At 68.7% G+C, this 19,814-nt stretch carries 19 protein-coding genes; 15 read left to right on the forward strand and 4 right to left on the reverse strand.

Annotated elements, in window-relative coordinates:
• The first annotated feature begins 184 nt into the window (after nucleotides 1–184).
• The 5 genes from glpK (at nucleotide 185) to purU (ending at nucleotide 7,943) form a co-directional block, all read left to right on the forward strand.
• The gene (glpK, locus tag E3U25_RS21130; RefSeq protein WP_116223130.1) at nucleotides 185–1,669 is read left to right on the forward strand and encodes a glycerol kinase GlpK; all 1,485 of its coding nucleotides are present in this window, start codon (nucleotides 185–187) and stop codon (nucleotides 1,667–1,669) included.
• Nucleotides 1,666–2,820 carry an iron-containing alcohol dehydrogenase gene (locus tag E3U25_RS21135; RefSeq protein ID WP_116223129.1) on the forward strand — a complete coding sequence of 385 codons (1,155 nt, stop codon included), beginning with the start codon at nucleotides 1,666–1,668 and terminating at the stop codon, nucleotides 2,818–2,820. The genes glpK and E3U25_RS21135 overlap by 4 nt, the downstream gene beginning before the upstream one ends.
• Before the next feature lie 188 nt (nucleotides 2,821–3,008).
• Complete coding sequence (locus tag E3U25_RS21140) at nucleotides 3,009–5,789, forward strand: patatin-like protein (RefSeq protein ID WP_116223128.1); 2,781 nt, start codon at nucleotides 3,009–3,011, stop codon at nucleotides 5,787–5,789.
• 231 nt (nucleotides 5,790–6,020) lie between these two features.
• Entirely contained in the window at nucleotides 6,021–6,926 is a 906-nt protein-coding gene (gene folD, locus E3U25_RS21145) for a bifunctional methylenetetrahydrofolate dehydrogenase/methenyltetrahydrofolate cyclohydrolase FolD (protein WP_116223127.1), read from the forward strand.
• A gap of 132 nt (nucleotides 6,927–7,058) precedes the next feature.
• Nucleotides 7,059–7,943: a formyltetrahydrofolate deformylase gene (purU, locus tag E3U25_RS21150; protein WP_116220436.1), complete on the forward strand. Its 885-nt coding sequence runs from the start codon at nucleotides 7,059–7,061 to the stop codon at nucleotides 7,941–7,943.
• A 101-nt stretch (nucleotides 7,944–8,044) separates the two neighbouring features.
• Here the strand turns inward: purU and E3U25_RS21155 are convergent, their stop codons facing one another.
• The 3 genes from E3U25_RS21155 to E3U25_RS21165 all read right to left on the reverse strand — a co-directional run bounded on the left by E3U25_RS21155 (nucleotide 8,045) and on the right by E3U25_RS21165 (nucleotide 12,193).
• Nucleotides 8,045–9,712 carry a SulP family inorganic anion transporter gene (locus tag E3U25_RS21155; protein WP_114535928.1) on the reverse strand — a complete coding sequence of 556 codons (1,668 nt, stop codon included), beginning with the start codon at nucleotides 9,710–9,712 and terminating at the stop codon, nucleotides 8,045–8,047.
• Nucleotides 9,713–9,778: 66 nt separating this feature from the next.
• Entirely contained in the window at nucleotides 9,779–10,036 is a 258-nt protein-coding gene (locus E3U25_RS21160) for a helix-turn-helix domain-containing protein (RefSeq protein WP_116223125.1), read from the reverse strand.
• Nucleotides 10,037–10,177: 141 nt separating this feature from the next.
• On the reverse strand, nucleotides 10,178–12,193 hold the full coding sequence (locus E3U25_RS21165; protein ID WP_244295374.1) for a TonB-dependent receptor domain-containing protein: 2,016 nt from the start codon (nucleotides 12,191–12,193) through the stop codon (nucleotides 10,178–10,180).
• Nucleotides 12,194–12,432: 239 nt separating this feature from the next.
• On the opposite strand from E3U25_RS21165, the gene E3U25_RS21170 reads away from it, so the two are divergent.
• The 8 genes from E3U25_RS21170 to E3U25_RS21205 all read left to right on the forward strand — a co-directional run bounded on the left by E3U25_RS21170 (nucleotide 12,433) and on the right by E3U25_RS21205 (nucleotide 17,424).
• Nucleotides 12,433–13,047, forward strand: a complete 615-nt coding sequence (locus tag E3U25_RS21170; RefSeq protein WP_116223124.1) for a ribonuclease D — start codon at nucleotides 12,433–12,435, stop codon at nucleotides 13,045–13,047.
• Between the two features lie 10 nt (nucleotides 13,048–13,057).
• Nucleotides 13,058–14,005: a KpsF/GutQ family sugar-phosphate isomerase gene (locus tag E3U25_RS21175; RefSeq protein WP_072463854.1), complete on the forward strand. Its 948-nt coding sequence runs from the start codon at nucleotides 13,058–13,060 to the stop codon at nucleotides 14,003–14,005.
• Nucleotides 14,006–14,007: 2 nt separating this feature from the next.
• Complete coding sequence (locus E3U25_RS21180; RefSeq protein WP_036758211.1) at nucleotides 14,008–14,589, forward strand: hypothetical protein; 582 nt, start codon at nucleotides 14,008–14,010, stop codon at nucleotides 14,587–14,589.
• Nucleotides 14,590–14,641: 52 nt separating this feature from the next.
• Nucleotides 14,642–15,127, forward strand: a complete 486-nt coding sequence (gene lptA, locus E3U25_RS21185) for a lipopolysaccharide transport periplasmic protein LptA (protein ID WP_116223123.1) — start codon at nucleotides 14,642–14,644, stop codon at nucleotides 15,125–15,127.
• A gap of 4 nt (nucleotides 15,128–15,131) precedes the next feature.
• A complete protein-coding gene (gene lptB, locus E3U25_RS21190) occupies nucleotides 15,132–15,866 on the forward strand; it encodes an LPS export ABC transporter ATP-binding protein (protein WP_036758209.1) in 735 nt (244 codons plus the stop codon).
• A 162-nt stretch (nucleotides 15,867–16,028) separates the two neighbouring features.
• Nucleotides 16,029–16,607: a ribosome hibernation-promoting factor, HPF/YfiA family gene (gene hpf, locus E3U25_RS21195; protein WP_036758230.1), complete on the forward strand. Its 579-nt coding sequence runs from the start codon at nucleotides 16,029–16,031 to the stop codon at nucleotides 16,605–16,607.
• A gap of 83 nt (nucleotides 16,608–16,690) precedes the next feature.
• On the forward strand, nucleotides 16,691–17,155 hold the full coding sequence (locus E3U25_RS21200; protein ID WP_011748883.1) for a PTS sugar transporter subunit IIA: 465 nt from the start codon (nucleotides 16,691–16,693) through the stop codon (nucleotides 17,153–17,155).
• A 74-nt stretch (nucleotides 17,156–17,229) separates the two neighbouring features.
• On the forward strand, nucleotides 17,230–17,424 hold the full coding sequence (locus tag E3U25_RS21205) for a hypothetical protein (RefSeq protein ID WP_036758208.1): 195 nt from the start codon (nucleotides 17,230–17,232) through the stop codon (nucleotides 17,422–17,424).
• A 78-nt stretch (nucleotides 17,425–17,502) separates the two neighbouring features.
• Here the strand turns inward: E3U25_RS21205 and E3U25_RS21210 are convergent, their stop codons facing one another.
• Nucleotides 17,503–18,372 (reverse strand): branched-chain amino acid aminotransferase, encoded by an 870-nt coding sequence (locus tag E3U25_RS21210; RefSeq protein WP_036758207.1) that lies wholly within the window; start codon nucleotides 18,370–18,372, stop codon nucleotides 17,503–17,505.
• A gap of 152 nt (nucleotides 18,373–18,524) precedes the next feature.
• Between E3U25_RS21210 and E3U25_RS21215 the strand changes: the two genes are divergently transcribed.
• Entirely contained in the window at nucleotides 18,525–19,043 is a 519-nt protein-coding gene (locus tag E3U25_RS21215; RefSeq protein ID WP_036758206.1) for a MarR family winged helix-turn-helix transcriptional regulator, read from the forward strand.
• On the forward strand, nucleotides 19,040–19,771 hold the full coding sequence (locus tag E3U25_RS21220) for a response regulator (protein ID WP_052096130.1): 732 nt from the start codon (nucleotides 19,040–19,042) through the stop codon (nucleotides 19,769–19,771). The genes E3U25_RS21215 and E3U25_RS21220 overlap by 4 nt, the downstream gene beginning before the upstream one ends.
• Nucleotides 19,772–19,814 lie beyond the last annotated feature (43 nt).

The raw sequence follows: 19,814 nt of genomic DNA on the forward strand, positions 1-19,814 counted from the left end.
GGCTCTCCATCGGCTGGATGGCGATCACTCTATGCGATCCGGCTTCGCGCGCAAGCGTTCCTTGCAGGGCGGGGAACCGGCGTCGATGTTCGGATCGCGGTGATCCGCCCGGAAACGAAAGCCGCTTGACCGGCCGGGTGCCGCGGTGCAGCCTGTGCATCACCCCGACGACAGCAGGCCGCCGATGCCCCATCTTCTTTCGATCGACCAGGGGACGACGTCGTCTCGGGCGATGGTCTTCGACGCTGGTTTGCGTCCGATCGCCTCGGCGCAGCACGAATTCCCGCAGCACTACCCGGCCTCGGGCTGGGTCGAGCACGACCCCTCGGACCTGTGGGTCAGCGTGGCCGGCGTGGCGCGGGCGGCGGTCGAGAAGGCCGGGATCCCTGCCCGCGACATCGCCGGCATCGGCATCACCAACCAGCGCGAGACCACGCTGCTCTGGGACCGCAGGACCGGCCAGCCGCTGCACCGCGCCATCGTCTGGCAGGACCGCCGCACCGCCGACCTCTGCGCCCGGCTCAGGGCCGAGGGGCACGAGCCGATGGTCGCCGCCCGCACCGGGCTGCTGCTCGACCCGTATTTCTCGGGCTCCAAGCTGCAATGGCTGCTCGACCATGTCGACGGCGCCCGCGCCCGCGCCCGGCGCGGCGAGCTGGCCTTCGGCACCGTCGACAGCTGGCTGATCTGGAACCTGACCGGCGGCCGGGTGCATGCCACCGACGCCACCAACGCCGCGCGCACGCTGCTTTTCAACATCGCCGAGAACCGCTGGGACGAGGAGATCTGCGCGCTTTTCGACATCCCGATGCAGCTTCTGCCCGAGGTCAGGGACTGCGCCGCCGATTACGGCGCCACGCGGGCCGACCTGTTCGGGCGCGAGATCCCGATCCTGGGCGTGGCCGGCGACCAGCAGGCGGCGACGGTGGGCCAGGCCTGCTTTTCGCCCGGCATGATGAAATCGACCTATGGCACCGGCTGCTTTGCGCTGCTGAACACCGGCGCGGACCGGGTGGCCTCGAGCAACCGCCTGCTGACGACCATCGCCTATCGGCTGGGGGGCCGGACGACCTATGCGCTGGAGGGCTCGATCTTCATCGCCGGGGCGGTGGTGCAATGGCTGCGCGACGGCCTGGGGCTGATCCGGCACGCGTCCGAGACGCAGGCGCTGGCCGAGGCGGCCGATCCCGGCCAGGACCTGGTGCTGGTGCCGGCCTTCACCGGGCTCGGGGCGCCCTATTGGCGGCCGGAGTGCCGGGGGGCGGTCTTCGGGCTGACGCGGAATTCGGGCCCGGCGGAGCTGGCGCGTGCGGCGCTGGAGAGCGTGGGTTTCCAGACCCGCGACCTTCTGGAGGCGATGCGGGCGGACTGGCCGGATGCGGGCGGGGTGTTGCGGGTGGACGGCGGCATGGCGTCGAGCGGCTGGACGATGCAGTTTCTCTCGGACATCCTGGGGGCGCCGGTGGACCGTCCGGCGGTGACCGAGACGACGGCGCTTGGGGCGGGCTACCTGGCGGGGTTGCAGGCGGGGCTGTGCCCGCCGCCCGAGGAATTCGCCCGCGCCTGGTCGCTGGAGCGCCGCTTCGCGCCCGCCATGCCCGCGCCCGAGCGCGAGGCCCGATACGCAAGGTGGAAAACCGCCGTCAGGGCGACGATGGAGGTGGCATGAGCGCGTTTTCCTTTGCCCTGCCGGGCCGGGTGGTCTTTGGCCGCGGCGAGGCGCGGAAGGCCCCGGCGCTGATCCGCGCGCATGGGCCGCGCGGCGTGCTGGTGCATGGCGCGAACCCCGCCCGTGCCGCCTGGCTGCTCGACGCGCTGCGTGCCGAGGGCGCCGAGGTTATGGCCGTCGCCTGCGGTGCCGAGCCGACCCTGCCGATGCTGGAGGCGGCGCTGGCCGGGGCCAAGGGCCACCAAGCCGATTGGAAGGGCCACCAAGCCGATTGGGTCGCGGCACTGGGCGGCGGCGCGGCGCTGGACCTGGGCAAGGCGCTGGCGGCGCTGATCCCGGCGCCGGGCGGGATCATGGATCACCTGGAGGTCGTGGGCCGCGGCTTGCCGCTGGCCGCGCCGCCCTTGCCCTTTGTCGCGCTGCCGACCACCGCCGGCACCGGGGCCGAGGCGACGCGGAACGCGGTGATCGGCCTGCCGGAACATGGCCGCAAGGTCTCGATCCGGGACGAGCGCATGTTGCCGCGCCTGGCCATCGTCGATCCGGCGCTGACCGACCATTGCCCGCGTGCGGTGACGCTGGCTTCGGGCCTCGACGCGCTGGCGCAGGTGATCGAGCCCTACCTGTCCTGCAAGGCCACGCCCTTCACCGATGCGCTGGTGCGCCCCGCGATCCCGCCGGGCCTGCGCGCGCTGAAGCGGCTGATGGAGGCCGAGGATGCGGCGGCGCGCGACATCATGGCCTGGGTCAGCCTTTGCGGCGGGATGGCGCTGGCGAATGGCGGGCTGGGCGCGGTCCACGGCCTTGCCGGCGTGATCGGCGGCGTGACGCCCGCCGCGCATGGCGCGATCTGCGGCGCGCTGCTGGGGCCGGTGCTGGCGATGAACCGCGCCCACAGCCCCGATCCCGCCCGCATCCACGAGGTCTGCACCGAGATTGCCGGCGCATTCGGCGGCGATGCGGCCGAGGCGCCGCAGGGGCTGGCCCGCTGGGCGCGCGATGCCGGCCTGCCGGGACTGGGCGCGCAGGGGCTGGATGCGGCCCGGCATCGGGCGGTGGCCGAAGCCTCGCTCAGCAGCTCCTCGATGAAGGGCAATCCCTTCGCCCCCTCGGTGCCGCAGCTGTGCGAGGTCTTGCGCGAGGCTGGCTGAGGGGCGGGCCATGGGCCGGTTCCGGCGCGCCTGGCATGGACCCGCGCATGATGCCGCCCGCGACGCCTTGCGATCCGCCGCTCGACTGACGGTTGCAATTCCCGCGAGACAATTCGGGCGATTGCGCTTACCGTTCTGAAACGGAACGGTTCTTGTCACCTGCCAGCCGGGCGGTATTGGGGGGCGGAATGGTCGAACGGGCTACGGGTGAGGTGCGCTTCGCGGTCGTCCTTTACGGCGGCGTCTCGCTGGCGATCTACATGAACGGCATCGCGCAGGAACTGCTGCGCATGGTGCGCGGCAGCTCGGACCTGCCGGACGAGGCGCTGTCGCCGGGCGAGCTGATCTATCGCCGGCTGTCGCGCGAACTGGCCGGCCCGCGCGGCGGACGCAAGCGCTTCGTGATCGACATCATCTCGGGCACCTCGGCGGGCGGGATCAACGGCGTGGCGCTGGCCAAGGCGCTGGTCGCGGGCGCGCGCGACATCGACATCCTGCGCGAGGCATGGACGGAAAAGGCCGACATCGGCCAGCTGCTCAACGACCGCCAAGGCATCGCCGGCCGCCTGCGCCCGACCGAATCGCTGCTGGACGGCGGCCATATGTTCCGGGTGCTGCACGACACGCTGGCCCGGCTGACCGGCGACGGCAGGCCGCTGGCCGAGACGGTGGACCTGTTCGTCACCGCCACCGACCTGCACGGCCGGCAGGCGCCGATCCACCTGACCGGCGCGCGGCTGGACGAAAGGGTCCACCGCAAGGTGTTCCACTTTGCCTATGACGGGGCGGGGCGCAACGATTTCGGCCCCGGAAACGAGGCCATGCTGGCCTTTGCCGCGCGCTGCACCTCGTCCTTTCCTGTGGCCTTTCCGCCGATGCGCTTTGCCGACATGCCGGCCGCGGCGCAGGATGCGGGCTTTGCCCGGTTCTTCGACCACGACCCGGATTATGCCGGCCGGCTGTTCGCCGATGGCGGCTATCTGGACAACCGGCCCTTCAGCTATGCGACCGGGCTGATCCCCTCGCGCCCGACCACCCTGCCGGGCGAGCGCAAGCTTCTGTTCATCGACCCCTTCCCCGAGGCGCCGCCCCCGCCCGGCCAGCCGCCCCGGCCGGTGGATTTCCTGCAAAACGCCCAGCTGGCGCTGACCGGCCTGCCGCGCTACGAGGTGATCCGCGACGACATCCGCGCCATCGCCCGCATGAACCGGCGGCTGGAACGGCTGGGCGCCTTGCAGGTCCGCTGGCGCGAGGACCAGAACCGGGTCGAGGCCGCCGGGCGCGAGATGCGCCAAAGGCGCAAGCCGGCCGATCTGGATCGCATGGACCTGGCCGACCTGATGACCGGCGCCTATCAATACCCGCAGAACTACCCGCTTTATCACCACCTGCGGGTCTATGGCACCACCGACGGGCTGTCGGGGATCGTGGCGGGGCTGGCGGGACACCCGCCGGATTCGGACGTGGCGCTGTATCTGCGCCAGATCCTGCGTGCCTGGCGCGACGACAATTTCAGCGCCTATCACGCCGAGGGGCGCGAGACCGAGAACGCCTTCCTGTCCCGCCATGACCTGGATTTCCGGCTGCGGCGGCTGATCCACCTGCGCGCCCATCTCGACGAGGCGCTGGACCGGCGCGAACGCATCCAGGGCGAGGAGGTGGCGCTGCACCTGCCGCCCGACCTTCTGGCGTCCCTGCGCGACCGGATCGAGCAGGAGCTGGCCGAATTGCGCCGCCTGGCCCGCCCCGCCAGCAGCCAGGCCCAGGCCCTGCTGGCCGGCGCCGAGATCGGCCGGCTGGATGGGCTGATCTCGGCCGAATACAGCGCGGTGATGAAGCTTGCCACGCTCGACCAGCGCTATCGCAAGGCGCGCGAGATCTATCGCAGCACGGAGATCAAGGCGCTGGTGGACAAGGCGCTGGCGCGGCTGGGGCAGGACATGCGCGCCGCCTTCGACGCCAGCAGCGCCCGCATCCGCGCGGAGCTGGCCGCGCCCGAATTGCAGCCGCTGCTGGATGTCTATGACGATTTTCACTGGCATGACGTGATGACCTATCCCTTCCTCGAAGGGTCCGAGCTTCAGGAGCATTCGCAGGTCGAGGTGTTCCGCGTCAGCCCCGCCGACAGCGGGCTGAACCCGCGGCCCGGCAAGCTGGCGGGCATCGCCGTCGGTGCCTTTGGCGGTTTCCTGAACCGCGACTGGCGCGAGCATGACATCCTCTGGGGCCGGCTGGACGGGGCCGAGCGCATCGTCGCCGCGCTGATGTCCGACCGCCCCGAGGCCGAGCGCAGCGTCTGGGTGCAAGAGATGCAGAACCAGATCCTGCGCGAGGAATATGGCGAAGAGGCGGGCCAGGCCCGGCGGCTGGCGCTGCTCAAGGCCAAGCTGCGCGATGCCCGCATCGACGAGGACGCCTTCGAGGAGACGGCCGCCCAGGCGCTGGGGGTCAAGGACGCGGCCGAGCTGGACCTGCGGCGTTTTGGCGCACATTACAAGGATCTCAAGCCCATCGGCCCGCGCCCGCCCGAGATCGCGGGCTGGAGCAGCCGCAGCATGGCGATCCTGTCGCGCATGATCGACGACCTGCCCGACGACGGCATCCTGCGTCTTTTCGGCAGCCGGGCGGCCACGGCGCTGCGGGCCGGGGGCGGGCTGATCTCTGGCTTTGCGCGTTTCGCCATGCCCGGCAGCTACTGGCGGATGCTGGCGGACAAGATGCTGTTCCTGGCCATGCTGGCGGGGGGTCTGGTGGTGCTGCTTTCGCCCTGGCTGGGGCCGGCGGCGGCCCGGATCGGCTGGCTGCTGCTGGCGGTCGCGGTCGCGGCCTGGCTTCTGCTCTACGGCTTCGGCCGCTGGCTGCGCGGCCGCGACAGCCTGCCGCGGGCGCTGCGCTGGCCGGCGATCCTCGTCGCGCTGGCGCTGATGGGGGTGGGGCTGGCGACTGTCGCAGATCGCCTGTTCGGCTGACGCAGCCCGCGACGGCCCCCGTCGCAAACCGACCTCGCCTTGTCGCAATAACGCCCGGGCTTTGCGTCGCGCGGTTGGAAAAAGGCGTCAAGGGGGATAGAGGCGAAACCGGGACGGGCAGGTCCGCCATGAACCGGGCTTGCGCATGTCGGCGCCTGCGCTATCCGCGCGCGTGTGGGCGCCGGGCTTTTGCTTTGGGGCGGGCTGCGGACATTGCAAGGAGAATGGCTTATGGGTGCAAGGATCATCGACGGGCGGGGCTTTGCGGCCGGGGTGCGGGCGCGTGTTGCCGAGGCTGTGGGCCGGCTGCGGTCTGGGCACGGTGTGGTGCCCGGGCTTGCGGTTGTTCTGGTGGGCGAGGATCCTGCGAGCCAGGTCTATGTCAGGAACAAGGCGGTCCAGACGCGCGAGGCGGGGATGGCGAGCTTCGAGCACCGGCTTGCGGCCGAGACGCCGCAGGCGGCGCTGCTGGCGCTGGTCGCGCGGCTCAATGCCGACCCGGCCGTGCACGGCATCCTGGTGCAGCTGCCGCTGCCCGCGCATATGGACGCCGGGGCGGTGATCGCCGCCATCGACCCGCGAAAGGACGTGGACGGGTTCCATGCGCTGAACGTGGGGCTGCTGGGGACCGGGCAGAAGGCGCTGGTGCCCTGCACGCCCTCGGGCTGCCTGATGCTCTTGCGCGAGACGCTCGGGGATCTGTCGGGGCTGGAGGCGGTGGTGGTGGGGCGCAGCAACATCGTGGGCAAGCCGATGGCGCAGCTCTTGCTGGCCGAGAACTGCACGGTGACCATCGCCCACAGCCGCACCCGCGAGCTGGCGGCGGTCTGCCGGCGGGCCGACATCCTGGTGGCGGCGGTGGGCCGGGCGCGGATGATCCGGGGCGAGTGGATCAAGCCCGGCGCCACGGTGATCGACGTGGGCATCAACCGCATCGAGGAGGAGGGCCGGTCGCGGCTGGTCGGCGACGTGGACTTCGCGGGCGCGGCGCAGGTGGCGGGCGCGATCACCCCGGTGCCGGGGGGCGTGGGGCCGATGACCATCGCCTGCCTGCTGGCCAATACGCTGGTGGCCTGCTGCCGGGCGCATGGCCTGCCCGAGCCGGACCCGGGCCGGGCCGAAGGCGCGGCGGCCTGAGGGATGGCGCGGGACGGCGGGGGGCGCTGCCCCCCCGCTCCTGCGGCCCCTCGAGGGGGCCGCAGGAGCGTCCCCCCGGGATATTTGCACACGGAAGAAACCAGGGCGCTTGCCCTTTCAGTGGAGAGCCAGATGAAGAAATACACGCTGACGGTCGCCTGCCCCTCGACGCGCGGCATCGTCGCCACCGTGGCCGGCTTTCTGGCCGAGCATGGCTGCAACATCACCGACAGTTCGCAGTTCGACGATACCGAGACCGGGCGCTTCTTCATGCGGGTGAGCTTCGTCTCGGAGGAGGGCGTGGGGCTGGAGGCGCTGCGTGCGGGCCTGGCCGGCCCGGCCGAGCCCTTCGCCATGGACTACGCCATCCATGACGAGGCCGAGAAGATGAAGGTGGTGATCATGGTCAGCCGCTTCGGCCATTGCCTGAACGACCTTCTCTATCGCTGGCGCATCGGCGCGCTGCCGATCGAGATCGTGGCGGTGATCTCGAACCACATGGACTACCAGAAGGTGGTGGTGAACCACGACATCCCCTTCCACTGCATCAAGGTCACGCGCGAGAACAAGCCGCAGGCCGAGGCGCAGCTGATGGCGGTGGTCGAGGATTCGGGGGCCGAGCTGGTGGTGCTGGCGCGCTACATGCAGGTGCTGTCGGATGCATTGTGCAAGAAGATGTCGGGGCGGATCATCAACATCCACCATTCCTTCCTGCCGAGCTTCAAGGGCGCCAACCCCTACAAGCAGGCCTTCGAGCGCGGGGTGAAGCTGATCGGGGCGACCAGCCATTACGTGACCGCCGACCTCGACGAGGGCCCGATCATCGAGCAGGACACCGTCCGGGTCACCCATGCGCAATCGCCCGAGGACTACGTCAGCCTCGGCCGCGACGTCGAAAGCCAGGTCCTGGCCCGCGCCATCCACGCCCATATCCACCGCCGGGTGTTCCTCAACGGCAACAAGACCGTGGTCTTTCCCGCCTCGCCAGGAAGCTACGCATCCGAAAGAATGGGGTGAAACAGCGCCCCCCACCCCCACCCCTAGCCCCGGTCTTCCGTGGACAAATATCCCCGCCGGAGGCAAGCAGCGGGGAAACCGGCGCCCCGCGTGCAGGACCGCTATGACCCGTGACGCCGGCGCAGCGCCTCGTCGACCGTAGGTGCGTAATGCACCAGCGGGCGGCGCAGCCCATGCGTCAGCAGCACCCGGCGGATGTCGCGGCTGGTGCCGGTCAGCCACAGCGCGATGCCGCGGCGCTGTGCCTTGTGCGCCAGCCCCTCGATCATGTTGGCGCCGGTGGAATCCAGGAAGGGCACGGCGCTGAAATCCACCACCAGCACCCGGAACCCGTCCTGGATGCGGTCCAGCACCGAGCCGATCGAGGCCGTGGCGCCGAAGAACAGCGCCCCCGAGATGCGATAGACCACCACGTCGCGCGGCTGCGGCTGGTCCGGGCGCGGCCGGCTGCTGTCGGCCATGTCGGCGCCGACCAGCGCCTCGACCCCTACCGCCTGGCTCATGCGCTGGATGAACAGCACCGAGCCGAGCGCCAGGCCCGTGACGATGGCCTCGGTCAGGTCGCGGAAGATCGTCAGCCCGAAGGTGACCAGCAGCACCGCCGCCTCGCCCCAGCCCGAGCGCAGCAGGATGGCGATGGCGGGTTTCTCGATCATGTTCCAGGCGACGACCGCCAGCACGCCGGCCAGTGCTGCCAGGGGGATATAGGATGCCAATGGCGCCGCCAGCAGCATGAAGCCCAGCAGGAACAGCGCATGCAGCATCCCCGCCACCGGCCCATGCGCGCCCGAGCGCACGTTGGTCGCGGTCCGCGCGATGGTGCCGGTGACGCAGATGCCGCCGAACAGCGCCGAACCCATGTTCGCCACTCCCTGCGCCACCAGTTCGCAATTCGAGCGGTGCCGGCGGCCGGTCATGCCGTCGGCGACCACCGCCGAGAGCAGCGATTCGATGGCGCCCAGCAGCGTCAGCGATACCGCCGCGGGCAGAAGCGCCAGGGCCTTCTCCAGCGAAAACTCCGGCAGCGCCGGGGCGGGCAGGGTCGAGGGGATGCCGCCGAAGCGGCTGCCGATGGTCGCGACATCCGCCCCCGTTGCCGCGGTGATGCCCGCGGCCAGCGTCACGGCGATCAGCATGCCGGGCCAGTGTGGGCGGGCGCGCTTCAGCCCCAGGATCACCGCGACGGTTCCCAGCGCGATCCCCAGCGCGGCAGGCGTCAGGCTGGCGCGGGCCTGCCACAGCGCCGGGATCTTCTCGACCAGCTCGCCCGGTTCATGGGTCAGCGCCAGGCCGAAGATTTCCTTCAGCTGGCTGGTGAAGATGATGACGGCGATGCCGGCGGTGAAGCCGACCGTCACCGGGAAGGGGATGAACTTGATGAAGGTGCCCAGCCGCAAGAACCCGATCGCGACCAGCATCAGCCCCGACATGAAGGTCGCAAGGATCAGCCCCGACATGCCGTGCTGCGCCACGATCCCGGCGACCAGCACGATGAAGGCCCCCGCCGGCCCGCCGATCTGGTAGCGCGAGCCGCCCAGCGCCGAGACCAGGAAGCCGCCGATGATGGCGGTATAGAGCCCCTGCGCCGGCGAGGCGCCGGAGGCGATGGCGATGGCCATCGACAGGGGCAGCGCCACGATGGCGACGGTCAGCCCGGCCAGGGCATCGGCGCGCAGCTCGGCCGCGCCATAGCCCTCGCGCAGGACGGTGATCAGTTTCGGGGTGAACAGCGGCGCAAATCCGGGCGCTGCGATTGCCTGCTGGTTCATCTGGGGCCGCACCTTGGTCAAGGAGGCGGCGGGATCGTCGGCTTTCGTCGGCGGTCGCCGTCGCGATTACGTCTGCGGACCGGATTTCAGCCGCACGCCGCGCCCGCCCGAGGTGCTGGCGGCGCCGTCGCCGATCAGCTCGATCCCGGCGGCCTCCAGCGCCTCGACCACGCGGGTCAGGCTTTCGACCACGCCGCGCACATTGCCGTCGCTGGCCTCCATGCGCTGGATCGTGGGGACCGACAGGCCCGAGAGTTCGGCCAGCCGCTTCTGGTCGATGCCAAGAAGGGCACGCGCCGCACGCATCTGGGCCGAGGTCATCATGCGCTGATTTCCAATCCTTGATGATGGATGTCTAGCATAGCTATCATGATATTTCAAACATCATCTTTGCCGGTTCAGGCATAAGAAAAAGGCCCCCGCGAAGGGGGCCTTTCCGGTCCATCTGCCCGAGTAGGCGATAGGTCAGAACTTCATTGTCGTGCCCAGCGTGATCGTGCGACCGGGCGCCCAGACCGGCTCGATCCCACCGCGGCTGTCATTTGCGGCAAAGCCCGAACGCTCGTAATAGTTCTTGTCGAACAGGTTATCGACGCTGAGCCGGACCGCCACGTTCTCATATGCCTGGGGCGTCCACTCGGCATAGGCGTTGACCACAGTATAGGACGGCTGCTTGTAGTAGGTCGTCGTGGAGGTCGGGCCTACGACGACCCGCTCGTCGATCGAGCCTGCCCATTCCACCGAGGCGCCCAGGACCGTGTTCCATGCCGGCAGTTCGTGATCGACCCAGAGCGTGGCGGTTTCGCCCACCGGCATGAAATAGACGCCGTTGTTGGGCAGGACATCGTCACCATCGCCGGTCACGTCCGCCTTGGTGAAGGAGGCGCCGATCCGGGTATTGCCGAAATCATAGGTGCCATGCAGGGTGACGCCCTTGCTGCGGTATTCCTCGGCGCGGTTGGTCAGCAGGGTCGAGGATTCGTAGTTCAGCAGTCCGTCGATCTTCGTGTCGAAGACCGTGATGCCGGCCTGCCAGGCGTCGCCGTTAAAGTTCGCTCCGACCTTGAGGTTCTTGGCTGTGCCCGTGTCCAGGCCCGGGTCGGTGACAAAGGCGTTGCTGCGGGCATGGACATAGCCGTAATCGCCAATGACGTAGCCCAGCCAGGTGCGCGAAGCGCCGGCGAAGACTTCGATATTGTCGTTGACGCGATAGGCGAGGGTGCCGTTCACGCTGGCACCGGAATCGCTGAACCGCTCGCCGTTCCAATCGGTAAAGCGATGCGCGTCGTAGCGGGCGCCGGTCGAAAGGCTGAAGCCGTTCTGGAACTCGAACCGGCCCTGAGCGAAGACACCGATCTGACTGGTCGAGAAGTTGCGATATTGCCGATCAGCAGCCCGGCCGTCACCATAGTTGTCGGTGGCGTAGTCGTGTTCGTTGAAATCGACCCCCGCGGTGATCTTGCCGCCGCTAACCGTGAAGGTATTCTGCACCTTGCCGCCGAACTGGTCCTCATTGAAGATCGCGTCACCGTTGTTGCCGCGCGCGCCGGAGGCGTAGTTCGGCCGCCAGTATTCATATTGGCTGAAGTAAAGCGAAACCTCGGGATCCCACATGTCGGTCGGCTCGGTCGAGGTATAGGTCAGCTTGACCGTGTCACGGCTGACCTTCAGCGGATGGACCTCGTCGCCGGCCAAGCCCATGTTCGCCTTGATCAGGCGATCGGCCTCGTCACGGCTGCGCTCCAGGCCAAGCTCGATCCGGTGGCCTTCGAACTCATAGCCCAGTTTGGCCAAGACATTGCGCGCCGCAGGCTCGGTGCCCAGAATCTCCCTGCCGTCGCCGTTGTCGTAATTGTCGCCGTTCGAGCCGTGGGCCATGATGAACCAGTCGAACCCGCCGCTCCGGCCATAGCCGGCCAGGCTGCCCGAGAAGCCGCGACCATTCGAGCCATAGGAAAGTGCTGCACGGCCGCCGACGTTCTGCCCCGCTTCCAGCAGATCCAGCGCGCCCACCGTCTCGTAGCGCAGCGCACCCGCTGCGGCGGCAAAGCCGGAATCAGCTGCCGCCGCCCCGGCCTCGACCTCGACCGATTTCAGGAAGGCCGGGTCGATCACGTTCGAGCCGGTGTGGTGCCAACTGGTCTGCGCTTGCGGCACGCCGTCCACGGTAACGGCAAGCAGCGATTGCTCGATACCGAAGACGCTGACCTTCTTGGCCGGTCCGCCGCCACCGGAAACGGTGATGGAGGATTCACGCGAGAACAGCTCCGAGATGTCGGCGGGCTGCATCGCCTGGATGTCCTCGGCGGTGACGGAGACGCCGCCGGTTGCCTCGACATTCTCCTGGCCGTCGGCGACCAGGGTGATCGGATTGAGGACCACGGTCTCGGCGTTCTGGTTGTCCTGTGCGTAAAGGGCTGTCGCCAGGGCAAGCGAGGACACGCCCGCCAGCGGGATAATACGGCGAAATTTCATGGTCATTGCCTTGATTCGTTCGAAACTGGCGCGAGTTATATGGCCGGTCCCAGGATGCACAAGTATTTTACTCGGATATTTGATCTGATTTTGACTGAAATAGTCGGGATTGTTGCGCATCTGCGCCACCTTCCCGGGCGGGCCGCGACGATGGGCCGCAGGATGCCGACAGCCGACGCCGGGGCTGGCGCAGGCGGGGGCAATGGGGTTACAGCAACCCAAAGCCGCAGCCCGAGAAGCCACAGATGACCATTACCCTTTACCGCAACGACCTGCCGGACGACCTGGACCTGGGTCCGGTCGTGGCCATCGACACCGAGACGATGGGACTGGACCCGCGCCGCGACCGGCTGTGCCTGGTGCAGCTGTCCTCGGGCGACGGCAATGCGCATCTGGTGCAGATCGCCCAGGGCCAGCGCGCGGCGCCGAACCTGGTGCGGATGCTGGCCGATCCGCAGGTGCTGAAGCTTTTCCACTTCGGCCGCTTCGACATCGCCGCGCTGGAGGCGGCCTTCGGCGTGGCGACGAAGCCGGTCTGGTGCACCAAGATCGCCAGTAAGATGGTGCGCACCTATACCGACCGGCACGGGCTGAAATACCTGCTTTCGGACCTGGTCGGCGTCGACATCTCCAAGCAGCAGCAGACCAGCGACTGGGGCGCGGCGGAACTGTCCGAGGCGCAGCGGGAATATGCCGCCTCGGACGTGCTGCACCTGCACGCGCTCAAGGCCGAGCTGGAAAAGCGTCTGACGCGCGAGGGGCGGCTGGGCCTGGCGCAGGCCTGTTTCGACTTTCTTCCCACCCGTGCCCATCTGGACCTGCTGGGCTGGGGGGATGAAAACGACATCTTCCATCACTAGGTAGCGGGCCATGAGCGCATATCTTGATACCGCCCGCAGGGTGATCCGCACCGAGGCCGAGGGGCTGGCCCTGCTGGCCGACGGCCTTGGCGACAGCTTCGACCGCGCGGTCGAGACCGTCCTGGCCGCGCGCGGCCGGGTGGTCGTGTCCGGCATGGGCAAGTCCGGCCATGTCGGGCGCAAGATCGCCGCGACGCTGGCCTCGACCGGGACGCCGGCGCAGTTCGTCCATCCGGCCGAGGCGAGCCATGGCGACCTGGGCATGGTGACGCAGGGCGACGTGGCGCTGGTGCTGTCCAATTCCGGCGAGACGCCGGAGCTGGCCGACCTGATCGCCCATACCCGCCGCTTCCAGATCCCGCTGATCGGCGTTGCCGGCCGGCCGCAATCGACGCTGCTGCGCCAGGCCGACGTGGCGCTGGTCCTGCCCGCGGCGCCCGAGGCCTGCGGCACCGGCATCGTGCCCACCACCTCGACCACCATGACCATCGCGCTGGGCGATGCGCTGGCCGTGGCGCTGATGGAGCATCGCCAGTTCACGCCCGAGCATTTCCGCACCTTCCACCCCGGCGGCAAGCTGGGCGCGAAACTGTCCAAGGTGGCCGACCTGATGCACCGGGACATGCCGCTGGTGGCCGAGACCGCGCCCATGGCCGAGGCGCTGCTGACCATCAGCCAGAAAAGCTTCGGCGTGACCGGGGTGACGGATGCCGCGGGGCGGCTGACCGGCATCATCACCGACGGCGACCTGCGGCGGCACATGCAGGGCCTTCTGGACCATAGCGCCGCCGAGGTGATGACCCGCAACCCGCGCACCATCGGCCCCGACGCGCTGGCCGAGGCGGCCTTGGCCGAGATGCAGGCGCGCCGCATCACCTGCCTGTTCGTGGTCACGCCCGAGGGGATGCCGGCGGGGCTGATCCATATCCACGACTTCCTGCGCACGGGGCTTGTCTGACGGTGGGCACCCGCTCGCGCATCGTGGCCTGGCTGCGGGTGCTCCTGCCGCTGACGGCGCTGGCGATCCTGTCGGTGTTGTTCCTGCTGGGCCGCAAGCCCGACCCCGAGGCGAGCATCCCCTATGCCGACGTAGACCCGCGCGAGCTGGCCGAGCGGCAGGCGGTGACGAGCCCGACCTATGCCGGCGTGACCCGCGACGGCGCGCAGCTGAGCATCTCGGCCGCCGAGGCGCTGCCCGGCGATCGCACCAGCGGCGCCCAGGCGCAGGCGGTGCGCATGACCCTGCGCGCCAGCGACGGGCGGGCGGCGGATGTCAGCGCCGGCGCCGCCTCGATGGCGGACCAGCAGGTCCGGCTGGGCGAGGGGGTGCGCATGACCACCGCCGACGGCTGGGTGCTGACCGCGCCCGAACTGCTGGCCTCGACCACCGAGGGCACGCTGCTCTCGGAGGACGAGGTCAATGTGCTTGCCCCTTTCGGCCGGCTGACGGCGGGGCGGATGGAGTTTCGGCCCTCGGGCGAGGGCAGCGGCGATCACGTTCTTGATTTGAGCGGCGGAGTCCGCTTGATATACCGGCCATGACCCGGCGCCGCCGGCCGCATAGGGGGCCTGCGGGCGCCAGAAAGGAAATCCGATGATCCGGCCCGGACCGCTTTTGCCCGTGATCCTGTCGCTGATGCTGGCGGCGGGCCCGGCGCTGGGACAGGCCGCCGGCTTCGGCCGGGCGCAGGACACCAAGGAGCCGGTCGAGGTCACGGCCGATTCGCTGACCGTGGACCAGAAGACCGGCCAGGCGACCTTTTCCGGCAATGTGCTGATCGGCCAGGGCGCCATGCGGCTGTCGGCGGACAGCGTGACCGTGACCTATGCCCAGGGCGACCAGCGCCGCATCAGCGCGCTGCACGCGCAGGGCAACGTCACCCTGGCCAGCGGCGAGGACGCGGCCGAGGCCCAGGCGGCGGATTACGATGTCGAGACCGGGACCATCGTGCTGACCGGCGACGTGCTGCTGAGCCAGGGCGGCAACCTGCTGGCGGGCGACAAGGTGACGGTGAACCTGGAAAGCGGCACCGCCGACGCCTCGGGCCGGGTGCGCAGCGTCCTGCAGCCGGAGAACTGACGCCATGGCCGAAAAGCAGGGGCTGCGCGTCCGCGGCCTGCGCAAATCCTATCGCAACCGCCCGGTGATCCGCGACGTGGCGCTGGACCTGGACCGGGGCGAGGTGGTGGCGCTTCTGGGGCCGAACGGCTCGGGCAAGACCACCTGCTTCTATTGCGTGGCCGGGCTGGTCGCGCCTGATTCGGGCCAGGTGCTGATCGACGGGCAGGACGCGACGCGGCTGCCGATGTATCGCCGCGCCCAGATGGGCATCGGCTACCTGCCGCAGGAGATGTCGATCTTTCGCGGCCTCACGGTCGAGCAGAACATCATGGCCGTCCTGGAACTGGTCGAGCCGCATGTCCATCAGCGCCGCGAGCGGCTGGAGGAACTGCTGGGCGATTTCTCGATCGGCCATCTGCGCGGCGCCTCGGCCATGGCGCTGTCGGGGGGCGAGCGGCGCCGGGTCGAGATCGCCCGCTGCCTGGCGGCCGATCCGGCCTATCTGCTTCTGGACGAACCATTCGCCGGCGTCGATCCCATCGCCGTGGGCGAGATCCGCGCCTTGGTCCACGACCTGAAAAGCCGCGGCATCGGCGTGCTGATCACCGATCACAACGTCCGCGAAACGCTGGAGATCGTGGACCGCGCCTATATCCTGCACGACGGCCATGTGCTGAAATCCGGCACCACGGCCGAGATCGTCGCCGATCCGCAGGTCCGCCGCGTCTACCTGGGCGAAACCTTCCGCATGAACTGAACGCGAGGACGTGACGATCCCTTGCGCGCAGCCGTTGACACGGCGGCATGGCTGTCACCAAATGAGGATATGGCCAGGCAGGACGCCGGGCCAAAGAAACCCGGACGGTGCCGCCGCGAGGGCTGCGACGACCAGGCCGGGCAACCGAAAGGACGGACCACCATGCGCTATCAGATCAGCGGAAAACAGATCGATGTGGGCGATGCGCTTTCGACTCATGTCAAGACCGAACTCGGTGCCACCGTTGAGAAATATTCGCAACGCCCGACGGATGCGACGGTCATCTTTTCCCGCAACGCGCATGAATTCATCTGCGATGCCGTGGTGCATCTCTCGACCGGGCTGACCGCCCAGGCCAAGGGTGGGGCCACCGACATCTATGCGGCCTTCGAACAGTGCCGCGAACGGATGGACAAGCAATTGCGCCGCTACAAGCGCCGGCTCAAGGATCATTACAAGGACCGGACCCAGCCGGTTGAATTCGAACAGGCGGGGATGTATGTGCTGGCCGCTGGTGAAGATGACGAATGGGAAACGCAGGCCGACGGCGTGCAACCCATGATCATCGCCGAGATGGAGACCCGCGTGCCCACCCTGTCGGTCGGCGAGGCGGTGATGCAGATGGAACTGGCCGGCAGCCCGCTGCTGGTCTTCCGCAACGAGAAACATGGGGGCGTGAACGTGGTTCACCGCCGCGACGACGGCAACGTGGGCTGGATCGACCCCCGCAATCTGGGCTAGACTGACGCAAGAAGGGCAGTCTTGTTGAACCAACGTCCCGGCCGCGCAGCCCGCGGCCGGGCCTTGACAATTTTTTGGGCGACATGCAGATCAGCGACATACTCTCCCCCGCCGCCGTGCGGACGATGAGCCAGACCACCAGCAAGAAACGGTTGTTCCAGGAAATCGCCGAACAGGCGCGGGCGGTCTATGGCGTGGATGCCGCGCAGACGCTGGACGCGCTGCAAGAGCGCGAAAGCCTGGGCCCCACCGGGGTCGGCCATGGCGTCGCGCTGCCCCATGCGCGGCTGCATGGGCTCGACCACGTGGTCGGCCTGTTCCTGCGGCTGGAAAAGCCGCTGGATTTCGACGCGGTGGACCGCCAGCCGGTTGACCTGATCTTTGCGCTGCTCGCGCCCAAGAACTCGGGCGTCGATCACCTCAAGGCGCTGGCGCTGGTCTCGCGCACGCTGCGCGACCAGGACCTGCGCGCCAAGCTGCGCGCGAACGAGGATCCGGTGGCGCTGCACGCCATGCTGGCCGCCGCGCCGGGCATCAAGGCGGCCTGAGGTCGCAGGGCCGCCCGCAAGGGGTGAAATGCGCCCGCATCCGCGCTATACTCCCGCGCGGGAGGAAGACCGAAATGACCAGACATATCGCAGACCGCAGTCACGAAAACAGTTCCGGCCGCACCCAATACTATACGCGGCAGGAACGCGAATCCGGCCTTCATCCGGCCATCGCCGCCCTGCGCATGCGGCCCCGCGTCCGCAGCAGCGAAGAGGCGAATCGCCGCGCCGCCGAATTTGCCCGGATCGAGCGCGGCCATCGGGTCTGATCCCTGGCCCAGCAATGCGAACCGGCCGGGCGCTGCCGCCCGGCCGGTTTTCATTTCGGCCTTCGCCTGGGACGGCGGTCAGGCGCGGACCAGATTTTCGTATTCCTCGGCGATCTTGCGGGTGGTGTCGCCGACCTGGAAATGCCAGTCGCCGATCTGCCCGACCGGGGTCACTTCGGCCGCGGTGCCGGTCAGGAAGCATTCCTGGAAGCTGTCCAGCTCCTCGGGCTTGATGCGGCGCTCATGCACGGCGGTGCCGTTGTCCTTGAGCATCTGGATGACGGTCTGCCGGGTGATGCCGTTCAGGAAGCGGTCGGCTAGGGGCGTATGCACCTCGCCGTCCTTGACGAAGAAGATGTTGGCGCCGGTGGCCTCGGCGACATAGCCCTCCCAGTCCATGAACAGCGCGTCCGAGCAGCCCTTTTCCTCGGCCGCGTGCTTGGACATGGTGCAGATCATGTAAAGCCCGGCGGCCTTGGCGGCGGTGGGGATGGTCTCGGGGCTGGGCCGCTTCCACTTGGCGATGTCGAGCTTCGCGCCCTGCCATTTCGCGTCGCCGTAATAGCTGCCCCATTCCCAGGCGGCGACGGCCATGCGCACCGGGTTGCGGCGCGCCGAAACCCCCATGTCCTCGCCCGAGCCGCGCCACATCACCGCGCGGACATAGGCGTCCTTGAAGCCGTTCGCCTCCAGCACGGCGGTTTTCGCCGCGTCGATCTCTTCTGCGCTATAGGGCGATTGCATGTCCAGCAGCCGCGCCGATTCGATCAGCCGCAGCGAATGCTCGTGGCCCTTGAAGATCTTGCCGCTGTAGCACCGCTCGCCCTCGAACACCGAGCTGGCATAGTGCAGCGCATGGGTCAGGATGTGGACGTTCGCCTCGCGCCACTCCACCAGCTTGCCATCCATCCAGATCTTGCCGTCACGATCGTCATATGCGCCCGCCATTTTTCCCTCCGGCCGGTTCGGTTTGCGGAATGTTGCGCCGTCAGAGCATGTCTGGCAAAGAAAGTTGCGCAACTTGAGGTCTGGGCTATCCATTCATGGTTGGAAAGTCAACAAGTCTGACGTAATAAGGGCCATGCAGTGAAGGGAAGGCCATGCAGAACAAGGTGAATGTCGCGCCGGCAGGCGGGGAAAGCCTGCTGTTTCTGACGGATGATCAGCTTCGCCGCGGGATCGAGGCGATGTTCTTCGCCTATCGCGCCTTTACCGCCGATCCCGACCTGATCCTGGCCGAGCTGGATTACGGCCGCGCCCATCACCGGGCAATTCACTTCATCAACCGCGAGCCGGGCCTGACGGTGACGGCGCTTCTGGACGTGCTGGGCGTGACCAAGCAATCGCTGAACCGGGTGCTGCGCACGCTGATCGAGGAAGGGCTGGTCGAAAGCCGCATCGGCCGCCGCGACCGGCGCGAACGGCAGCTCTACCTGACCGACAAGGGCGCGGCGCTGGAGCGGCGGCTGTCCGAGGCGCAGCGCGCCCGGATGCGCGCCGCCTATCGCGCCGCCGGGCCGCAGGCGGTGGCGGGCTTCCGGCAGGTGCTGGAGGCGATGATGGACCGCGACACGCTGCGCCAGTATCGCGCGCTGAAAGAACTGCCCGAGACGCCATGACCGCCCCCTCCCTCGCCCCCGATCCCCAGCCTGCGGCCCATATCCTGGTCGTGGACGACGACGAACGCATCCGCAGCCTGCTGCGCCGCTTCCTGATGCGCAACGATTTCCTGGTGACGACGGCGCGCGACGCCGCCCATGCCCGGCGCCTGCTCGACGGGCTGGATTTCGACCTGATCGTGCTCGACGTGATGATGCCGGGCGAGGACGGGTTCTCGCTGACCCGCGACCTGCGCAAGCGCATGACCACGCCGATCCTGCTGCTGACCGCCAAGGGCGAGACGGGGGACCGCATCGAGGGTTTCGAAAGCGGTGCCGACGACTACCTGCCCAAGCCCTTCGAGCCGCGCGAACTGCTTCTGCGCATCGCCGCCATCCTGCGCCGCATCCCGGCGGCCGAGGCGAAGGGGCCGAAGTTCCTGTCGCTGGGCCATCTGCGCTACGATGCCGACAAGGGCGAGCTGTGGCAGGGCGATGCGCCGCTGCGCCTGACGGGAACCGAGCAGGCGCTGCTCAGGCGCCTTGCCGACACGCCGCGCCAGCCGGTCAGCCGCAGCGCGCTGATCGAGGATCTGGGCCGCAGCCCGGCCGAGGAGGCGGGCGAGAACTCCGAGCGCGCCATCGATGTGCAGATCACCCGCCTGCGCCGCAAGATCGAGCCGGACCCCAAGGAGCCGCGCTATCTGCAAACCGTGCGCGGCACCGGCTACATGCTGGTGCCCGACTAGGCCACGCCGCGCCCGCCTGCACGGCTGCAATGGGTATTTGGAC

Origin of the sequence: Paracoccus versutus (assembly GCF_029909795.1) — a bacterium.
Taxonomy (GTDB): domain Bacteria; phylum Pseudomonadota; class Alphaproteobacteria; order Rhodobacterales; family Rhodobacteraceae; genus Paracoccus; species Paracoccus versutus.

Bases quoted from the DNA above. Each gene is read 5' to 3' on its own strand.
- glpK (WP_116223130.1), top strand. From the start codon at position 185: ATGCCCCATCTTCTTTCGATCGACCAGGGGACGACGTCGTCTCGGGCG.
- E3U25_RS21135 (WP_116223129.1), top strand. From the start codon at position 1,666: ATGAGCGCGTTTTCCTTTGCCCTGCCGGGCCGGGTGGTCTTTGGCCGC.
- E3U25_RS21140 (WP_116223128.1), top strand. From the start codon at position 3,009: ATGGTCGAACGGGCTACGGGTGAGGTGCGCTTCGCGGTCGTCCTTTAC.
- folD (WP_116223127.1), top strand. From the start codon at position 6,021: ATGGGTGCAAGGATCATCGACGGGCGGGGCTTTGCGGCCGGGGTGCGG.
- purU (WP_116220436.1), top strand. From the start codon at position 7,059: ATGAAGAAATACACGCTGACGGTCGCCTGCCCCTCGACGCGCGGCATC.
- E3U25_RS21155 (WP_114535928.1), bottom strand. From the start codon at position 9,712: ATGAACCAGCAGGCAATCGCAGCGCCCGGATTTGCGCCGCTGTTCACC.
- E3U25_RS21160 (WP_116223125.1), bottom strand. From the start codon at position 10,036: ATGATGACCTCGGCCCAGATGCGTGCGGCGCGTGCCCTTCTTGGCATC.
- E3U25_RS21165 (WP_244295374.1), bottom strand. From the start codon at position 12,193: ATGACCATGAAATTTCGCCGTATTATCCCGCTGGCGGGCGTGTCCTCG.
- E3U25_RS21170 (WP_116223124.1), top strand. From the start codon at position 12,433: ATGACCATTACCCTTTACCGCAACGACCTGCCGGACGACCTGGACCTG.
- E3U25_RS21175 (WP_072463854.1), top strand. From the start codon at position 13,058: ATGAGCGCATATCTTGATACCGCCCGCAGGGTGATCCGCACCGAGGCC.
- lptA (WP_116223123.1), top strand. From the start codon at position 14,642: ATGATCCGGCCCGGACCGCTTTTGCCCGTGATCCTGTCGCTGATGCTG.
- lptB (WP_036758209.1), top strand. From the start codon at position 15,132: ATGGCCGAAAAGCAGGGGCTGCGCGTCCGCGGCCTGCGCAAATCCTAT.
- hpf (WP_036758230.1), top strand. From the start codon at position 16,029: ATGCGCTATCAGATCAGCGGAAAACAGATCGATGTGGGCGATGCGCTT.
- E3U25_RS21200 (WP_011748883.1), top strand. From the start codon at position 16,691: ATGCAGATCAGCGACATACTCTCCCCCGCCGCCGTGCGGACGATGAGC.
- E3U25_RS21205 (WP_036758208.1), top strand. From the start codon at position 17,230: ATGACCAGACATATCGCAGACCGCAGTCACGAAAACAGTTCCGGCCGC.
- E3U25_RS21210 (WP_036758207.1), bottom strand. From the start codon at position 18,372: ATGGCGGGCGCATATGACGATCGTGACGGCAAGATCTGGATGGATGGC.
- E3U25_RS21215 (WP_036758206.1), top strand. From the start codon at position 18,525: ATGCAGAACAAGGTGAATGTCGCGCCGGCAGGCGGGGAAAGCCTGCTG.
- E3U25_RS21220 (WP_052096130.1), top strand. From the start codon at position 19,040: ATGACCGCCCCCTCCCTCGCCCCCGATCCCCAGCCTGCGGCCCATATC.